The 16261-nt window shown below is 45.8% G+C and carries 11 protein-coding genes; 3 read left to right on the plus strand and 8 right to left on the minus strand.

Annotated features, from left to right (window positions below; all coding sequences use genetic code 11):
• Positions 1–152 precede the first annotated feature (152 nt).
• Entirely contained in the window at positions 153–347 is a 195-nt protein-coding gene (locus LI82_RS04270) for a YegP family protein (protein ID WP_048193686.1), read from the plus strand.
• A gap of 354 nt (positions 348–701) precedes the next feature.
• On the opposite strand, the gene LI82_RS04275 is transcribed toward LI82_RS04270, so the two are convergent.
• Positions 702–4316 carry a hydantoinase B/oxoprolinase family protein gene (locus LI82_RS04275; RefSeq protein WP_048193687.1) on the minus strand — a complete coding sequence of 1205 codons (3615 nt, stop codon included), beginning with the start codon at positions 4314–4316 and terminating at the stop codon, positions 702–704.
• 55 nt (positions 4317–4371) lie between these two features.
• Between LI82_RS04275 and LI82_RS04280 the strand changes: the two genes are divergently transcribed.
• Positions 4372–4890 (plus strand): phosphatase PAP2 family protein, encoded by a 519-nt coding sequence (locus tag LI82_RS04280; RefSeq protein WP_160174938.1) that lies wholly within the window; start codon positions 4372–4374, stop codon positions 4888–4890.
• Here LI82_RS04280 and purF read toward each other — a convergent pair.
• The 3 genes from purF to LI82_RS04290 all read right to left on the minus strand — a co-directional run bounded on the left by purF (position 4887) and on the right by LI82_RS04290 (position 6853).
• Positions 4887–6311, minus strand: coding sequence for an amidophosphoribosyltransferase (purF, locus tag LI82_RS04285; RefSeq protein ID WP_048193689.1), 1425 nt, complete (start codon positions 6309–6311; stop codon positions 4887–4889). The two genes, LI82_RS04280 and purF, sit on opposite strands and share 4 nt — an antisense overlap.
• A gap of 28 nt (positions 6312–6339) precedes the next feature.
• Positions 6340–6510 (minus strand): 50S ribosomal protein L37e, encoded by a 171-nt coding sequence (locus tag LI82_RS12700; RefSeq protein WP_081955726.1) that lies wholly within the window; start codon positions 6508–6510, stop codon positions 6340–6342.
• Between the two features lie 124 nt (positions 6511–6634).
• Positions 6635–6853 carry an LSm family protein gene (locus LI82_RS04290; RefSeq protein WP_048193690.1) on the minus strand — a complete coding sequence of 73 codons (219 nt, stop codon included), beginning with the start codon at positions 6851–6853 and terminating at the stop codon, positions 6635–6637.
• Positions 6854–7082: 229 nt separating this feature from the next.
• Here LI82_RS04290 and thiD point away from each other — a divergent pair, with 229 nt between their 5' ends.
• On the plus strand, positions 7083–8453 hold the full coding sequence (gene thiD / locus LI82_RS04295) for a bifunctional hydroxymethylpyrimidine kinase/phosphomethylpyrimidine kinase (protein ID WP_081955727.1): 1371 nt from the start codon (positions 7083–7085) through the stop codon (positions 8451–8453).
• A 96-nt stretch (positions 8454–8549) separates the two neighbouring features.
• Here the strand turns inward: thiD and LI82_RS04300 are convergent, their stop codons facing one another.
• From LI82_RS04300 to alaS, 4 genes are all read right to left on the minus strand, one after another.
• Positions 8550–9080, minus strand: coding sequence for a universal stress protein (locus tag LI82_RS04300; RefSeq protein ID WP_048193691.1), 531 nt, complete (start codon positions 9078–9080; stop codon positions 8550–8552).
• Positions 9081–9139: 59 nt separating this feature from the next.
• Entirely contained in the window at positions 9140–11737 is a 2598-nt protein-coding gene (locus tag LI82_RS04305; RefSeq protein WP_048193692.1) for a valine--tRNA ligase, read from the minus strand.
• 144 nt (positions 11738–11881) lie between these two features.
• A complete protein-coding gene (locus LI82_RS04310) occupies positions 11882–12952 on the minus strand; it encodes a response regulator transcription factor (RefSeq protein WP_048193693.1) in 1071 nt (356 codons plus the stop codon).
• Between the two features lie 281 nt (positions 12953–13233).
• The gene (alaS, locus tag LI82_RS04315) at positions 13234–16005 is read right to left on the minus strand and encodes an alanine--tRNA ligase (protein ID WP_048193694.1); all 2772 of its coding nucleotides are present in this window, start codon (positions 16003–16005) and stop codon (positions 13234–13236) included.
• Positions 16006–16261: the final 256 nt, after the last annotated feature.

Consider the following 16261-nt stretch of genomic DNA (forward strand, 5'->3'; position numbering starts at 1 on the left):
GAACATCTAAAAAGTAACTATGTTTTTTTCCCAAAATTTCCACACAAAAAGTATTTAAGTCATCACCGCACAAGAATTTAATGGAAGTGGAAAATTAGTTTTGCTGCTGTTAACACAGTGTAAGCAAATAATTTTGCAGAGAAGGTGAGAATATGTCAAAGTTTGAGATATTTACTGACAAGAGTGGGAAATACAGGTTCAGGCTCAAAGCAAAGAATGGAGAGATTATAGCAACCGGTCAGGGATATTCGACCAAAGCAGGTTGCATGAACGGTATTGAGTCTGTCAGGAAAAATGCTATGGATGCCGACATAGTTGAGATAGAAACGCCCTCTGTGGAGGAATAAATTCTCATTTCGTATATCTGGAATGGAACATTAATTCCCCATTTTTTTAAATCTTTTTTATGTTTTAAACAGAAAACATATCTACCGGGAATCGATTCTTAATTCCTTATATTAATTGATTCCATTCTTCCAGCCTCTCCCTCACATGAGCATTCAAGGTAATGGATTATCAGCTTTAGCATTCTGTTTCATGTAGTGCAATGTACTCCTAGAAAATCCTATTTTCTTCCATTCAGTATAAGGCATGTCAATATTCTTCTTCCTCAGCAGATCAGTATCATCCCTCTCACCAACATAAACAGGCTTGCTTAATTCAATTATTTTTCTTTTCCCAACAACCTGACAGCTTACTCCTCATTCAGCCTTCCCGAACCCGCCGCCGCCAGGTGTCTCCACCACAAAGACATCGTCCTCATACATATCGATCTGAGCAGTCCCTTCGATCTCCTCGCATTCTCCGCTCTTTCTGATTACCATGTTCCTGCCGCATTTGCCTCCATCCGCACCGCTCATCCCAAAAGGGGGGTATTTCCTGTGTGAAGAAAGGATTGCTGCTTTCATTTTTTCAAGGAAGCGTACCTTGCGGACCACGCCGTTGCCCCCATTGTATCGACCTTTTCCTCCGCTTCCTTCCCTTATGGAGAACTCCTCAAGTAGTACAGGGAAACGCAGTTCAAGTACTTCCGGGTCGGTAATTCGGGAGTTGGTCATATGTGTCTGCACAGCATCGGTCCCGTTAAAGCCATCTCCTGCTCCCGAACCTCCGCAGATGGTCTCATAATACTGGTATTCGTGGTTACCGAAGGTGAAATTGTTCATTGTCCCCTGTGATGCTGCCATTACTCCTAATGAAGCATAGAGGGAATCGACAATGTACTGTGAGGTCTCGACATTTCCTGCCACCACTGCAGCAGGATATGATGGATTCAAAAGGCACTCCTGTGGTATGATGATCTTAAGTGGTTTCATGCATCCTGCGTTCAGCGGGATGTTCTCTTTTACGAGGGTGCGGAAAACATAGAGCACAGCAGCCCTGCAAATTGAGGCAGGTGCATTGAAGTTACTCTCCTGCTGTGGCGAGGTGCCGGTAAGATCGATGCATGCAGAGCGTTTCTCATGGTCGATGGTAATATTGGCACATATCTGGCTGCCGTCATCAAGTGTGTAGGTAAAACTGCCGTCATGCAGTACTTCAATCACCTTTCTGACAGCTTCTTCGGCATTGTCCTGTACATGCTGCATATAGGAACTGACAGTTTCGAGTGAATATTTTTCCACCATTTTCTCAAGCTGTTGTATCCCTTTCTCATTGGCAGCCACCTGGGCTTTGAGGTCTGCGATATTCTGTTGAGGATTGCGTGATGGGTGGTCGTTCGATATCAATAGTTTCAGGGTCTCTGCTTCCTGGAATGCTCCCTTGTCCATCAGTTTGAAATTCTCTATCAGGATCCCCTCTTCGTATATTTTCCTGCTCTTTGGTGGCATGGACCCGGGTGTCAACCCTCCTATGTCCGCATGATGGCCACGGGATGCCAGATAGAATTTTACTTCTTCTGTTCCGCAAAAAACAGGTGAGATCGCAGTAATATCCGGAAGATGGGTGCCTCCGGCATATGGGGAATTGAGCATGTAGGCATTACCTGCTTCCATTTTTCCTTTAGTGGATCGGATCATTGCCTTGACCGATCCCTCCATTGATCCCAGGTGAACCGGGATGTGGGGGGCGTTTGCTATAAGGTTTCCTTTGTTGTCGAAAACAGCACAGGAAAAGTCCAGACGTTCCTTTATATTGACCGAATGTGCGGTTTTTTGTAAACGGTACCCCATCTGCTCGGCAATGGACATGAAGCGGTTGTTGAAAACTTCTAGCATTACAGGGTCAGCATCAGTGCCAATAGCAACGTGTTCTGCCGGTGGTTTTGTGCGAGTTAGTACAATGTGGTCCTGCGGCGTGATCTTTGCTTTCCATGAAGGCTCCACAACAATGGTGGTCGTATCTTCAATAATGAGTGCAGCCCCTTTCACCACATGCCCGGGTTTCAGGCATTTTCTTATGAATACCGGTGTCTGGTGGTATTCTCCGTATGCGTACATCTCAACGGTTGTTTCATGGGAACATTCGCCTTCTGCTACTTCGTTAATGATGTTCTCTTCCGGGATCTCATTTAGTCCAATGATCTCCAGTGAAATGCTGGAAATTACAAGGTTGCGGTCTTCCATCACAAAACCGAACTGATCTTTGTGAGTTTCAAGGAAGTTTTCTACGATCGTTTCGATCTTTCCAAAGCCGATCTCAAGGGATGTGTCAGTGCCCCCATATTTCACATGGACCTTACGTTCGAGGATAATATTTTCTTCCGGAACTCCCTGTTCTTTCATTTCAGCAGAGCCATTGTTCTCCAGTTCTTCGAACAATTTTCGAATTTCATTGATCGCTTTATCAGTAAGCTCTTCCTCCACGGATCTCTCAAGGATTATCCTCTGGTCTGCAAGCCCCATTCCATACGCTGATAATACTCCGGCATGGGGATGTATGAAAACACGTGACATCCCTAGGGAATCTGCAACAAGACATGCATGCTGGGCACCTGCACCGCCGAAACAGCACAATGTGTAATCCTTCAGGTCATAGCCCCTCTGCGTTGAGATCTTCTTGATCGCATTTGCCATGTTCTCCACGGCAACGGTCAGGAAACCTTCGGCAACCTGTTCAGGTGTTGTCTTCTCTCCTGTGTCTGCAGATATTTTCGATGCCAGTTCGGAAAAATGAGAGCGTACCACATCAGCATCCATTTGCATTTTTCCGGATTCCCCGAAAACATTGGGGAAGAACTCGGGGTGAATCCTGGATAGCATCACATTGCAGTCTGTAACTGTCAGCGGACCTCCGCGTCTGTAACAGGAAGGCCCGGGATCGGAGCCTGCAGAATCAGGACCAACCTGATATCTTCCTTCCTCAAAATGCAGGATAGAACCTCCTCCGGCTGCAACTGTATGGATGTTCATCATTGGTGAATAGAGGTGTATTCCCGCGACCTCGTTCTCAAAGGAACGCTCATATTCTCCTTTGTAATGTGCAACATCGGTGGATGTCCCTCCCATGTCGAAACCGATGATCTTTTCAAATCCTGCCATCTCCGAGACTCTGGCAGCCCCAACTATCCCTCCTGCAGGTCCCGAAAGGATACTGTCCTTCCCCCTAAAGGACATTGCATCGGTCAGTCCGCCATTGGACTGCATGAACAGCAATTTTGTATTATTCCCCTCTGCCTGCAGGACCGAAAGTATCCTGTCCACATATCGCTGCAGGACGGGCGAGAGGTAAGTATCGACCATGGTGGTCTCCCCGCGACCCACGATCTTTATCAGTGGACTGACGTTGTGGGAAAGGGAGATGCTGTTAAAACCGATTTCCTTTGCAATTCTCTCAATGGTCAGTTCATGGTCAGGGTATCTGTATGAGTGCATGAGCACAACTGCAAGCGAACGTATCCCGTTAGTATAGACGACTTCGAGATCCCTTCTGATCTTTTCTTCATCAGGCACGATCAGTTCTTCACCTACGGAATTGAACCTTTCTTCCACTTCGATCACCTGCTCATAGAGAACTTCAGGCAGTTTGATGTCCAGTGCGAAGATCTCCGGACGGTTCTGGTAACCGATCCGCAGTGCATCCCTGAAGCCTTTGGTTATCACAAGTGCAGATGGTTCGCCTTTCCTTTCTAGAAGTGCATTCGTTCCTACGGTGGTTCCCATCTTGATGCACTCTATCTTCTCTGTGGGAAGTTCATCATCCTTTGATAGCCCGAGTGTTCGGCGTATGCCCTGTATGGCTGCATCTTCATAGTGCTCCGGGTCTTCTGAGAGCAATTTTTGTGTAATGATCCTTCCATCCGGTCTCATGGCGACAACATCAGTGAACGTACCGCCTCTGTCGATCCAGAAATGCCATTTTTTACCATTGGACATGCTTGGGAACCTCTATTGCAAAAATGTTTATCCTATACAGTTCCTACAATTATTTATGTCGTTCTCATCCCTGGAGGTCCAGATAGTTCAGATGCTGAACTCATATCCGGCACTGGATCCTCTTATGGTGTTCCTTTCTGCTATGGGTGAAGGTACTTTGTGGATACTAATAGGATCATATCTTTACCTTTCCGGCTCAAAGAGAAAAGCAGTGTATTTTGGTCTGGTGATATTATCTGTGTGGATTACTGCTACTGTTCTAAAATCCTGGCTAACGGTCCCAAGGCCTGAGGACGTACGGTTTGTTGTAGAAGCATCAGGATATTCAATGCCAAGTATTCACTCAGGCATGGCATTTGCAGCAGCAATGTTTCTGCACTCAATGGCAGGGAGGTACAGTTTCCTTTTGTGGACTGGTGCTCTAATTATGGCTATTAGCCGTGTGTTTGCAGGGGTCCATTATCCATCAGATGTGATGGCTGGTGCTGTTCTTGGTATTATAATGGGATACCTCTGGATAAGAATAGAGACTCTTACAACTGTATATGTACAAAAAAGAGAGAATATGGATTAATTCTCGTTCTTGAATTCATTAAGTTTGAGTTGCTTGCGGTGGCACTTTTCACCGGGGATCTCTACCGGGTAAATTTCAGTGAGGCATCCAAGGCAGAGTTCACTCCTGTCAATACCGATCGCCTTGACAAGACCGTCGATGCTCAGGTATCCAAGTGAATCTGCGATTATAGCATCTTTGACCATTTCAACTGGTTTTTTTGCAGCTATAAGCTCGTCCCTTGAGGCCATATCAATTCCAAGGTAGCATGGGGCAATGATCGCAGGACTTCCGATCCTTGCATGTATCTCTTTTGCACCGGCGTTGCGTACCATTTCAATGATGCGGCGTGAGGTAGTTCCACGTACGATGCTGTCATCGATAAGAATTACCTTTCTGTCCTTGAGGTTCTCGGAAATAGTGTTCATCTTAAGACGTACTGCTGTTTCCCGCATTGCCTGTCCGGGCAGGATGAATGTGCGTCCGATATATCGGTTCTTCATCAGGCCTTCCCGATAGTCGATGCCGGACTCTTCGGAATATCCGATGGCGGATGTGATTCCTGAGTCGGGTACGGGGGATACCATGTCGGCTTCTACAGGATGCTCGCGTGCAAGTTCCCTTCCGATCTTTTCACGAACCTTGTAAACAAGCTGTCCGTCAATAATGGAATCAGGTCTTGCAAAATATATATACTCAAAAACACAATGTGCAGCGTTCTTTTCGTTGAACATCTGGTGGCTTTCAAAGCCATTGTCTGTGATCTCTACAACTTCGCCGGGTTTTACATCCCTTGTAAGTTTGCCGTTGAGCGTGTCAATAGCCACACTCTCTGATGCAACAACATATCCGCCGCTTATCTCCCCTATGCATAATGGTTTGAATCCCAGGGGGTCACGGGCAGCAAATAGCCTGTCGTCGATCATCAGGGCAAGGGAGTATGATCCCTTAAGTCTTGACATCACTGCTTTGATAGATTGCACAGGATCATGTTTTAGCAGTTCCTTAACAAGAAGGTGTGCTATGACCTCTGTATCAGAATTAGTAATAAAGATTCGACCTTCGGATTCAAGTTCATCCCGAAGTTCATGGCCGTTCACAAGATTGCCGTTGTGTGCAATGGCAACGTTACCACTCTTGTAATTGACCATTAATGGCTGACAGTTCTCGATCTTTGAGTCGCCGGTAGTTGAGTATCGGACATGGCCGACACCAATGTTACCTTTGAGTTTCAGAAGATCCTCTTTGGCATAAACTTCCGGGACAAGACCCATGCCTTTAATGGACTTGACGGTCTTTCCGCATTTGACCGTAATTCCGGTAGATTCCTGTCCTCTATGCTGTAAGGCATAGAGAGCATAGTATATCTGAAGTGAAGCGGGTTTCGTCTGTGCATCAGCGTCATGCATCAACACCCCGACAACGCCGCATTCTTCTTTCATTTATGCTCCGATCGAGAATAAGTCCTTTTTAGTATTTGCACTTTCTCTGCCACTGGTAGCTTCTCATGCGTGATGTTTTTCCGAAACCGCATGATGTGCACTGTTTTGTATGGATGTTGAGTGAAACGCTTCCACAGCGTCTGCATTTAGCATGTGTGCGTTTTTGCCTCTTACCCATTGATGGAGTACCTTTTGACATCTCTTAATCACCTTTTGTAAATCTATAATGTACTATAATGTAATATGTTCCAGTATATCTCAACTGTTGTTAGCTGTAATTATATTGGTGGGTTTATCCCTGATGCACCTATTATTCTTATAGGTTACGGAGACACGTAGACAACGTTATCTCCTCTGATAACAACGCCACCGATCTTGCGTACTACTTCGCCGTCACTTAATTCTTCTGCCTCTTCAAGTACAAGGTTCATGTGTACGTCATATCCCTGAAGTACACCTCTAAATTCTCTTGTGCCTTTTAGCCTGACAATGACAGATGTGTTCAAAGCATCGTTCAATATATCCAGAGGTCTGTTTCCCATTATTAATCGCCCCTAATGCATTATATGATTTTGATAAGCTATGTTATTTCCGAACTTAATAAAGGTTTTAGTTCTTGATTTAGTTCTTGATTAGAATCTCCATTGTTGCAAATACTCTATATAAACCTGTCGAAGATCGGTCTATGTTGGGATATTTCTTTAATGATCTTAGCAGATCGTTCCGATGTAACCACTTGGTTTTTATTTAACAAGTTCAATCATGAACTTCATGATAATGGAAGGTAAGAACATGGATGAGATGGATGTAACTCCCGTAGTATTGACCATCGCCGGGTCTGATTCCGGTGGTGGGGCAGGTATAGAGGCCGACATCAAGACATTTGGGTCACTTAATGTGCACGGGACATGTGCCATAACCTCAGTAACGTCACAGAACACCACAGGCGTGAAGGGTGCATATGATCTTCCTCCTTCAGTGGTATCTGATCAGATCGAAGCTGTATGCACTGATATGGACGTCAGGTGGGCAAAGTCAGGCATGCTCTCATCCGCTGACATTGTCAGGTCAGTGGCAAAAAGTGTGAAAGAATATGGTCTTCATATCATCGTGGACCCTGTAATGGCCGCAGAGGCTGGCGGGGATCTTCTGAAGGAAGATGCCGTTTCCGTCCTGAAAGAAGATCTGCTGCCCCTTAGCTATGCCATAACTCCCAACATCGGTGAGGCACAGGTCCTTTCCGGCATCACCATAAATTCACGTGAGGATGCAAAAGAAGCGGCAAAGGCCATCGCTGCTCTCGGGGTAAATAATGTAGTGATCACAGGAGGGCATTCTGATGCAGTGGACCTGGTCTACGAATCTGAAAGTGATCTTTTTGCAGAGGTGCCCGGAAGGTTCATTGAAGGTGGTACCCATGGCTCAGGATGCACTTACTCCTCAGCACTTACGGCTTATCTCGCAAGAGGCTACTCTATTGTAGATGCTGCCATAGCTGCAAAGGAATTCGTTGAATACAGCATCCTTCTGAGCAAAAATATCGGTAAGGGTGTATCACCTGTGAATCAGATGGGCTATCTTCAGATGATGGCAACAAAGGATAATGTGCTAAATAATACCGAAAAAGCAGTTAGGATGCTTGAGGACAGTCCCAATTTCTCCAGGCTTGTCGCAGAAGTGGGTTGTAACATAGCAATGGCCCTGCCGCACGCAAGGAAGGTATCTGATGTTGCTGCTGTCAATGGCAGGATCGTCAGGCTTCAGGGCAGGCCAAAGGTGGTGGGTTGTGTCAGCTTTGGTGCAAGCAGCCATGTTGCAAGGATAGTTCTTGCAGCAATGGAGTTCGATCCGGAGATCCGTGCATCGGTCAACATAAGTTATTCAGGGAACGTGCTTGCTGTCTGTGAGGATATGGGACTTACAATGTCCTCTTTTAGTCGTGCAGAAGAGCCGGAACACACCCATACCATGGATTGGGGTGTGACCTATGCAATCGATTCCTATGGCAGGGTTCCCGCCATTATCTCTGATGCGGGCGGTATGGGAAAAGAACCAATGGTCCGTGTTCTGGGAAGGGATGCAATAGAAGTTGCAAGTATCGCCCTGGAAATCGCAGACCGTCTTGCAGTTCTGGAGGCTTAACGTCTCCTTCTTCCTTTTTGATATTTTTATCTTAATCTGACCTTGTATCTATGATCCTATCTAAGGTCATATTTATCTCAAAGATCACTTGATCCTTTACCTGACGACCAGAAGTTCTGTCGGTGAATTCCTTATCACCTTTTCCGCAACACTTCCAAGCCTGAACCTGCCGTCCGCGGTCTTTCCAAGTGTCCCGATGACCAAAAGGTCCACGTTCTCTTTCTCTGCAACATCAAGAATAACGTTTGCAGGATGTCCCTCCTCTACGCGTGGTTCGAACTCTGCGCCAAGCTCTTTGCAAAGGTCTTCTACATAGGATGTAACAGCATTGCCTTTCTCTTCGAGGTGCTTGTGCCTTTCGGTCTTCCACATCTCATCTGCCACCCGGGCAAATTCATGCCACTGTTCCCTGGTCATGTGTTCGGTGACCGCCATTTTCATTGATGCGACGTAGTCCCTGTGGACGGCTTCAGGAGTAACGCCTGCGGTCTCCATCTCAACAACATAAAGTGCAAGTACCTTAGCACCGCTCAAAGCTGCTATCTTCACTCCTGACCTTGCAGCTTTCTCTGCATTCTCAGAACCGTCGGTAGCTATCAATATCCTGTTGTACTCTTTATTAACCATAAAAAACCCCCGCTTTTAGTTATATAAAACTAGAGCGGGGGCAAAAATAACTGTTTTGGTCAGCGGACTATCACTACGACAGTACCATTGACATCAAGAACATCCACAGCCCTGCCGGCAGAGATTACCTCTTTCTCAATTACAACACTTTCAGGCTCAAGTTCAATGTCCTCACCATCAACTGTTATGTTGATGTTGCCCTTTGAAGCGATATCGGCAACTTCCACAGGATCCATTGATGTGAGGGTCTTGATGATTGCTCCTGCCTGCTTCCTGAATTTTGGACCAATGATTCCCATGTTCGGCTTGATGTTCACAGGAACATGCTCAAAGTCAGGTTCGCCTTCGATGATCTCTACGGTTGAGTTCGTCACGCCTATGAGGTCGGAGGCGTCTCCAAGTGTGCCGTATACCTCTATTTTCTCAAGAGGGGCATTTAGTGCCATGCCTGACTCGGACTTGTACCTTCTGACATTGCTTGCAATCTCCTTGATGAGCTCTCCGTCCTTCTCTATGGATTCACTGATGAGTGACTCATCAACTTCCGGCCAGGCCTGTGCGTGTACGCTTCCTTCTCCAATCCTTGAGTACATCTCTTCAGCAAAGAATGGTGCGAAAGGTGCAAGCATGCGTGAGAGAGCATCGATAGCCTGGTAAAGCGTGTATTGTGCAGCTTTACGGGCATTTTCGTCATCTCCGTATAGTCTGGATTTGACAAGCTCAATATAGTTGTCTGCAAGGATCTCCCATGCAAATCCCCTGATGGACTTGTAAGCCTCATCGAACTGATATGCATCAAGACTTTCGGTTACTGACACGATAAGCTTGTTGAGGTTGCTCAGAAGCCATTTGTCAATGATCGCAAGGTCTTCAGGTTTAGTGTTCACGATGTCGGAAAGGTTCTCCTCAAGGTGTGACATAGAGAACCGGTAGATGCTCCACATCTTTGTAAAGAATCGTGATGCTGATACGACATCCTTCCACCTGAACATTACATCTGATCCGGTGGAACCACCCACGGCAGCCCATTGCCTGAATGAATCAGCACTGTACTTTGCAATTACTTCTTCCGGTGAGATGATGTTTCCAAGTGACTTGCTCATCTTGTGACCATCTTCTCCAAGTACCATTCCGTTGACAAGTATGGAATCCCAGGGTCTCTCGCCTGTCAGTGCCTTTGAGCGCAGGATGCTGTAGAATGCCCATGTGCGTATGATGTCGTGTCCCTGTGGACGCAGCTGTGTTGGGTTTCTCATCTCCTTGTCGCTTAACCAGCCTGCTACGTGCAGGGCTGTGAGGGAAGAGTCCATCCAGGTGTCAAGTACATCTTCTTCTGCTTCGAAGTCAGTGGAACCACATTTACATGCTACAGGTGGCTGTTCCTGTGTAGGGTCCATTGGTAACCATTCTTCTTCTGCCACCATGACCTCTCCACATTTCTTACAGTACCAGACAGGTATTGGTGTTGCAAATATCCTCTGGCGTGAGATACACCAGTCCCATTCCATGGTCCCTGTCCAGTTCAGGAGCCTGACCTTCATATACTCAGGCAGCCACTCGATCTCATCGGCGGTTTTGAGTATATCCTCATTGTCGATCTTTACGAACCACTGGCGCTCGGAAAGGATCTCAATAGGGGTCTTGCATCTCCAGCACATACCGACATTCTGGTCGAGTGTTTTCTGGTCATAGAGGTATCCTTCCTTTTTGAGGTCTTCAATGATCGCTGCCTTGCATTCAGGAATTGTCATACCTGCATACTTGCCTGCGATCTCTGTTATGAGACCGTTCTTGTCAATGGCTTTCCTCAGTGGAAGGTCATGCTCTACCCACCATCTGACATCCTGCTTGTCACCAAAGGTACAGATCATGACAACACCTGTACCAAATGCCGGATCTACATCCTTGTCCCCGATGACCTTTACATCGTGGCCGAACAATGGTACTTTCACGGTCTGTCCGATATTCTCATTGTATCTTTCGTCATCAGGATTGATGGCAACTGCAACACATGCTGCAAGCAGTTCAGGTCTTGTGGTTGCTATCTCCAGTTTGTCGAAGTGCAGGAAGTTCAGTTTTGTGTCCCTTGCATCGTATTCGACTTCAGCAAAAGCAATAGCTGTTTCACATCTTGGACACCAGTTCACAGGGTGCTCTGATTGGTATAAGCGTCCCATTTCCTTCATCTTGACAAAGGATCTCTGGGTTTTGACATAGTAGTCAGGGTCCATTGTGATGAACTCATTGCTCCAGTCAGTGGAGAATCCGAGGCGAAGCATTGTGGCGCGCATCTTCTCGATGTTGCCGACTGTCATCTCCTCGCATAGTTTTCTGAACTCAGTACGTGGTATCTGGTTCTTGGTAATGCCGTGGATCTCCTCTACCTTTACTTCGGTAGGTAGGCCGTGACAGTCCCAACCCTGTGGGAACATTACATTGAATCCCTGCATTCTCTTATATCGTGCAACGAAATCGATGTAACACCAGTTGAGTGAATTCCCGATGTGGAAATTTCCTGTAGGGTATGGTGGTGGTGTATCTATTATGTACTGTGGACGGCTTTCATCCTTCCAGTCAAAATGATACATAGACATATCCCAGGTGTCCTGCCATTTTACTTCAATTTCATTAGAATCGTATTCTTTAGGAATCGCCATTAAAACACTCCGATGATTTTCAAACAGTTATCGCATATTTTGTTAGATTGAGAGGTTTTAGATTATTTAAAATATCTGGTTGGAACTATGGTAAAACTCTGTATGAGTTCGTATAAAAAAGCTAAATAATAAAAAAAGAAGGTTTTAGTTGGAATCTGTTTCTTTTGGTTCCCAGCCAAACCTTTTCATGACCATCTTGATACGGGCATTGATCTCCCTTTTATCAAATGGTTTTGAGATGTAGTCATCGATTCCAAGCTGCATACCTTTGAGCTTGTCCTCTACCTCTGTCTTTGCAGAGACCATTATGACTGCAATATCCTGAGCATCGCTGTTCTGCTTGAGTTTCTCTACGACCTCATATCCATCCATGTCCGGCATCATGATATCCAGCAGGATCAGGTCGGGAACTTCCTCGATGGCTTTCTTTACAGCTTCTTCTCCGCTATATGCTATCAGGAAATCGTAGGGTTCTGTGGCAAGTGAGAGTCTGATCAGTTCAGGAATATCTGGTTCGTCGTCCACGACGAGGATCTTCAGTCTTTCCTTTTGCATCTTTTTCTGACTGTAGCTCAGGTCGATCTTTCCATCAACGATGGTATAGCGGGCATCAAGAATGTTCATTCCGATGTCTGTATGCAATTTACCCTGTTCCGTAATATCAATGATCACTTCAAAGAAAGATCGCATCAGGCCTTCGGTCTCAGCCGGAAGGGCGCCTTTTCCAAGCATGGAGATGATACTGCCCTGATTTTCACGAACATTTCGTTCAAGGAATTTAATAAAATTCTCTACTATCTGCAGGTTGTCCTTGGAAAGTACTGTAAGGTCGTCAAGGACGAGGATAGATCCGGGCTTTTGACCAAATATCTTTGATGTATGTGAACCGATCTTTATGTAATCTGTCACAGAATTGCAATAAAATGTATTAGGGTCGTTCTTGCCAGGCCCCTCTGTATCAATGAACCACATTCTTTCCATAAACTCATCGACTTCAAGACCGTATTCTTCAAATTTTTCAAGAACATGTTTCCTGGAGGTCTTAAGGCAAAGCCATACAATGTTGCGCGAAGGATCAAACTTCATTGCAGAATGCGTGTAATGATAGATCATCCTTTCACTGAACACATTGATCGGTGCTAACAATAATGCATTCTTTGTGGTTAGTTCCTTACAAAGCGTGCCCATGATCTCATCAGTTTCTTCTGCAGACATCTTACCCTCACAATTTCAGTACATTCTATTGTTTTTTTTCTAATATTAATCTTTTCAAATCAAATGGTATTTTTTAATGTGGTCATACCTGTATTTTCTGATCACATGGCATAATTATCAGGTTTTAGGATAACGAATGTAAAAAAAGAGTAAAAAAGTAAAGAATAGCAGAAGATCTGCTTCAAATAGTAAGTTCTGATCAGTGCTTGAACATTATTAAAAGGTGCTCTTTTTTGGCAGTGCCGCAAAAGAACTCCTTTTTGTTTAAGTTCAATTCCCGGTCATTCGAGCTGTTCTTTTAACAGCTCAATGCCGCGATCCAGAGCGCCGGTCATGTTTGATGGGTCAGTTCCTCCACCGCGGGCCATGTTAGGACGTCCTCCGCCACCGCCGCCGACAATTGCGGACATCTCTTTGACGATCAAGCCAACGTTGACGCCGTTCTTAACAGCTTCATCGCCAGCTGCTGCCACGATCTTAACACCGTCCATCTCGCTTATCAGCACAGCAACGACATCATTCTCCTGTGTCAGTTCACCGGCTGTTTTTGTGAGTTCATCACTATCTGCATGCGTGACCGCCTTTGCGATCACCCTGATGCCGTTGATGGTCTCAGCGTCTGTGATCAGCTGGCTTACCCTTACATGAGCAAGCTCATCTTTGAGCTTTGTGTTCTCTTTCTTGAGGTCCTTCCATTCATCAAAGAACCTCTCGATGGTAGATGGCAGTTGTTCTGCTGATACGCGCAGTGTTTCGGATGAATCGCGCACAAGTGTTTCGAGATCCTGCATTGCTTTGATAGCAGCTTCTCCCGCAGCATATTCCAGACGTTCGACACCGTCCTGTATGCGTTCTGTCTTCAGTATCTTGATTGGGCCCACAAGTCCTGTGTTCGTACAGTGGGTACCTGCACATGCCTCGATGTCATTGCCTACCTTCATGACGCGTATCATCTTTCCTGGGGGTACGCCACCCTGGTAAAGGCGGAATCCGTATTTCTGTTCTGCCTCTGTCCTGTCCATCCAGTCACTAAGCACACGTTTGTTCTCCATGACGGTGCGGTTTGCGATCAGCTCGATCTGGTCCAGCTCTTCCTGTGTGATACGTTTGTAGTGTGAAAGGTCAAGGCGCGCCCTGTCCCTGAACTTCTGGGCACCTGCCTGCCAGATATGGCTTCCAAGGACATCCCTTGCAGCATCATTGATTATGTGGGTCGCAGTGTGATGTCTTGCATGTGCCATACGGCGTTCTTCATCAACCCTGCCGACCACAAGGTCGCCTTTCCTTATGTGCAGTTCATCCTCGATATTATCAATGGTATGGACCACCACTCCGTTGTATATCTGGGTGTCCACCACATTAAGTACAACATCCTCAACGGTCAATGTTCCGTGATCAGCTGGCTGTCCGCCACCCTCCGGGTAGAGTAGAGTATTATCAAGTACGATATGCTTCTCAAATATGTCAAGGACAACACCTTCGAACTCCATCCTGTTGGGCTCGTCATAGAACAGGCGCTTTGTCTTTGGCAACTTTGCGATCCTGTCTGCAAAAGGAATGACCTTTTCTTCTTTCTCTTCGGACTTGCTGTGCTTATCTGCTACCAGTGAATAGAAATTGTCCGGAAGGTCTACCTCCACGCCGACCTCTGATGCAACAGACTTTGAGATCTCTGGTGGGATTCCCTGACTGTCATACATGTCGATTATGGTCTCAAGAGGGATCTTTTCTCCACTCTTTTTATAGTGCTTTGCAGACTTCTCCATCATTCTCCTGCCACGGTCAAGTGTGTCCGCGAACTTGCGTTCCTCGTGGATCAGAATATCCTCTATGACATCGAAGTTCTCCTGGAATTCAGGATATTCCGGCAGGTTGTCGATATGCATCTGCACGATCTCAGAGATGGGGATCTTGATGTCAAGGTCTTTCATCATCCTGAGTGTTCTGCGTATAACAAGTCTTGCAAGGTATCCTGCCTTGACATTTGATGGTATGCCACCGTCACCGAGCATGAATGTGAGGCATCTTGTGTGATCTGTGATTGCGTAGACGCTTTCCACAGGTTCCATTATGGAGCTGAGTTTTTCCACGGTAGTTCCGATGCTGGATGCGACCTGTTTCCTCAATTCGAACAGGTTTGCTTTTTCACTGACATCCATGAGCCCTGCCAGGCGTGCATTCTGTGAAAGGATATTGGTGTACTCTTCATTCTCAAGCTCATGCTCGATACCTGCAAGTCCCATTAGCTCGTTCACAATGCCGGGGAAGACTGCATCATAGATGGTAGGTGAACCCTTTGATGCCCACACGAACCTCTCAAGGCCATATCCGGTATCCACGATGTAATTATCCATCTTGGAATACTGGTCTCCCTTGATGTTTATGTCTCCCTTTTTGTCCTGCTTCAGGTCCATAAACACAAGAGTTGCAACCTCAAGTCCGCCGATAAGTGTCTCCACACACGGTCCTGCATTTCCACCGCCTGCCCATGGTTCTTCTTTGTATGTGACGGCCATTGGGTCTGCACCAAGAGAGTTGAGAAGCCCATCACACAGTTCAAGGGTGTGGTCTTTCCAGTATATCTCTTTCTTCTGATTGTTGAAGGCATGGTGTGCCATCATTTCAAAAGTGGTAAGGTGCCTGCCACTTCTTCCCACAGCATCGAGGTCAGAAAGCCTGATGCATGGCTGGGAAATTGTGAGTGGGTTTGCCGGTGGTGGTACCTGTCCGGATGTTACAAATGGCTGGAAGTCGGCAATTGATGCAATTGTCAGGTAAATGTCGTCTCTCCATCTGGCAATGACCGGGTATCTGTCAATACGGGTGTGATCCTGTTCCTCAAAAAATTTAAGGTAGAACTCCCGCATGTCGGCAAGTTCCATCTTTTTCTTGAATACGGGATTGCCTATGAATGAATAAGGGTCGCATGGTGCATCTCCGCATGTTGACCTGTCCTGGTCTCGTGTCCAGAAGTATTTTCCACATTTAGGACACTGTTTTCTGATAAATCCGTTATCAGAGAAAAAATCGATTTGATATTCATCTTCAAGCATAATGATTCCAACTGTAAGTGTTATTTTGTAATCATGCTGTATGCAATATATGTAGTACGTATAATGTGTTCTACCACGTATCGTTCAATAGTTTAAATAAATATCTCATTTTGAGCACAATCATGTGTCACTACCTGCTTCACTCCTTTGTTTCTTAATGATACATTGTGTCGTTTGGTCCTTTTATTAGACGTATTTTTAATTTTGTTTTTTCCGATGTGTCCATATTTTCTTCATTTCTGCAAAAATCATGGAC

Origin of the sequence: Methanococcoides methylutens, from assembly GCF_000765475.1 — an archaeon.
GTDB lineage: Archaea > Halobacteriota > Methanosarcinia > Methanosarcinales > Methanosarcinaceae > Methanococcoides > Methanococcoides methylutens.

What these genes read in the sequence shown, in the direction of transcription:
- LI82_RS04270 (WP_048193686.1), top strand. Translation starts at nt 153, where the DNA reads ATGTCAAAGTTTGAGATATTTACTGACAAGAGTGGGAAATACAGGTTC.
- LI82_RS04275 (WP_048193687.1), bottom strand. Translation starts at nt 4,316, where the DNA reads ATGTCCAATGGTAAAAAATGGCATTTCTGGATCGACAGAGGCGGTACG.
- LI82_RS04280 (WP_160174938.1), top strand. Translation starts at nt 4,372, where the DNA reads ATGTCGTTCTCATCCCTGGAGGTCCAGATAGTTCAGATGCTGAACTCA.
- purF (WP_048193689.1), bottom strand. Translation starts at nt 6,311, where the DNA reads ATGAAAGAAGAATGCGGCGTTGTCGGGGTGTTGATGCATGACGCTGAT.
- LI82_RS12700 (WP_081955726.1), bottom strand. Translation starts at nt 6,510, where the DNA reads ATGTCAAAAGGTACTCCATCAATGGGTAAGAGGCAAAAACGCACACAT.
- LI82_RS04290 (WP_048193690.1), bottom strand. Translation starts at nt 6,853, where the DNA reads ATGGGAAACAGACCTCTGGATATATTGAACGATGCTTTGAACACATCT.
- thiD (WP_081955727.1), top strand. Translation starts at nt 7,083, where the DNA reads ATGATAATGGAAGGTAAGAACATGGATGAGATGGATGTAACTCCCGTA.
- LI82_RS04300 (WP_048193691.1), bottom strand. Translation starts at nt 9,080, where the DNA reads ATGGTTAATAAAGAGTACAACAGGATATTGATAGCTACCGACGGTTCT.
- LI82_RS04305 (WP_048193692.1), bottom strand. Translation starts at nt 11,737, where the DNA reads ATGGCGATTCCTAAAGAATACGATTCTAATGAAATTGAAGTAAAATGG.
- LI82_RS04310 (WP_048193693.1), bottom strand. Translation starts at nt 12,952, where the DNA reads ATGTCTGCAGAAGAAACTGATGAGATCATGGGCACGCTTTGTAAGGAA.
- alaS (WP_048193694.1), bottom strand. Translation starts at nt 16,005, where the DNA reads ATGCTTGAAGATGAATATCAAATCGATTTTTTCTCTGATAACGGATTT.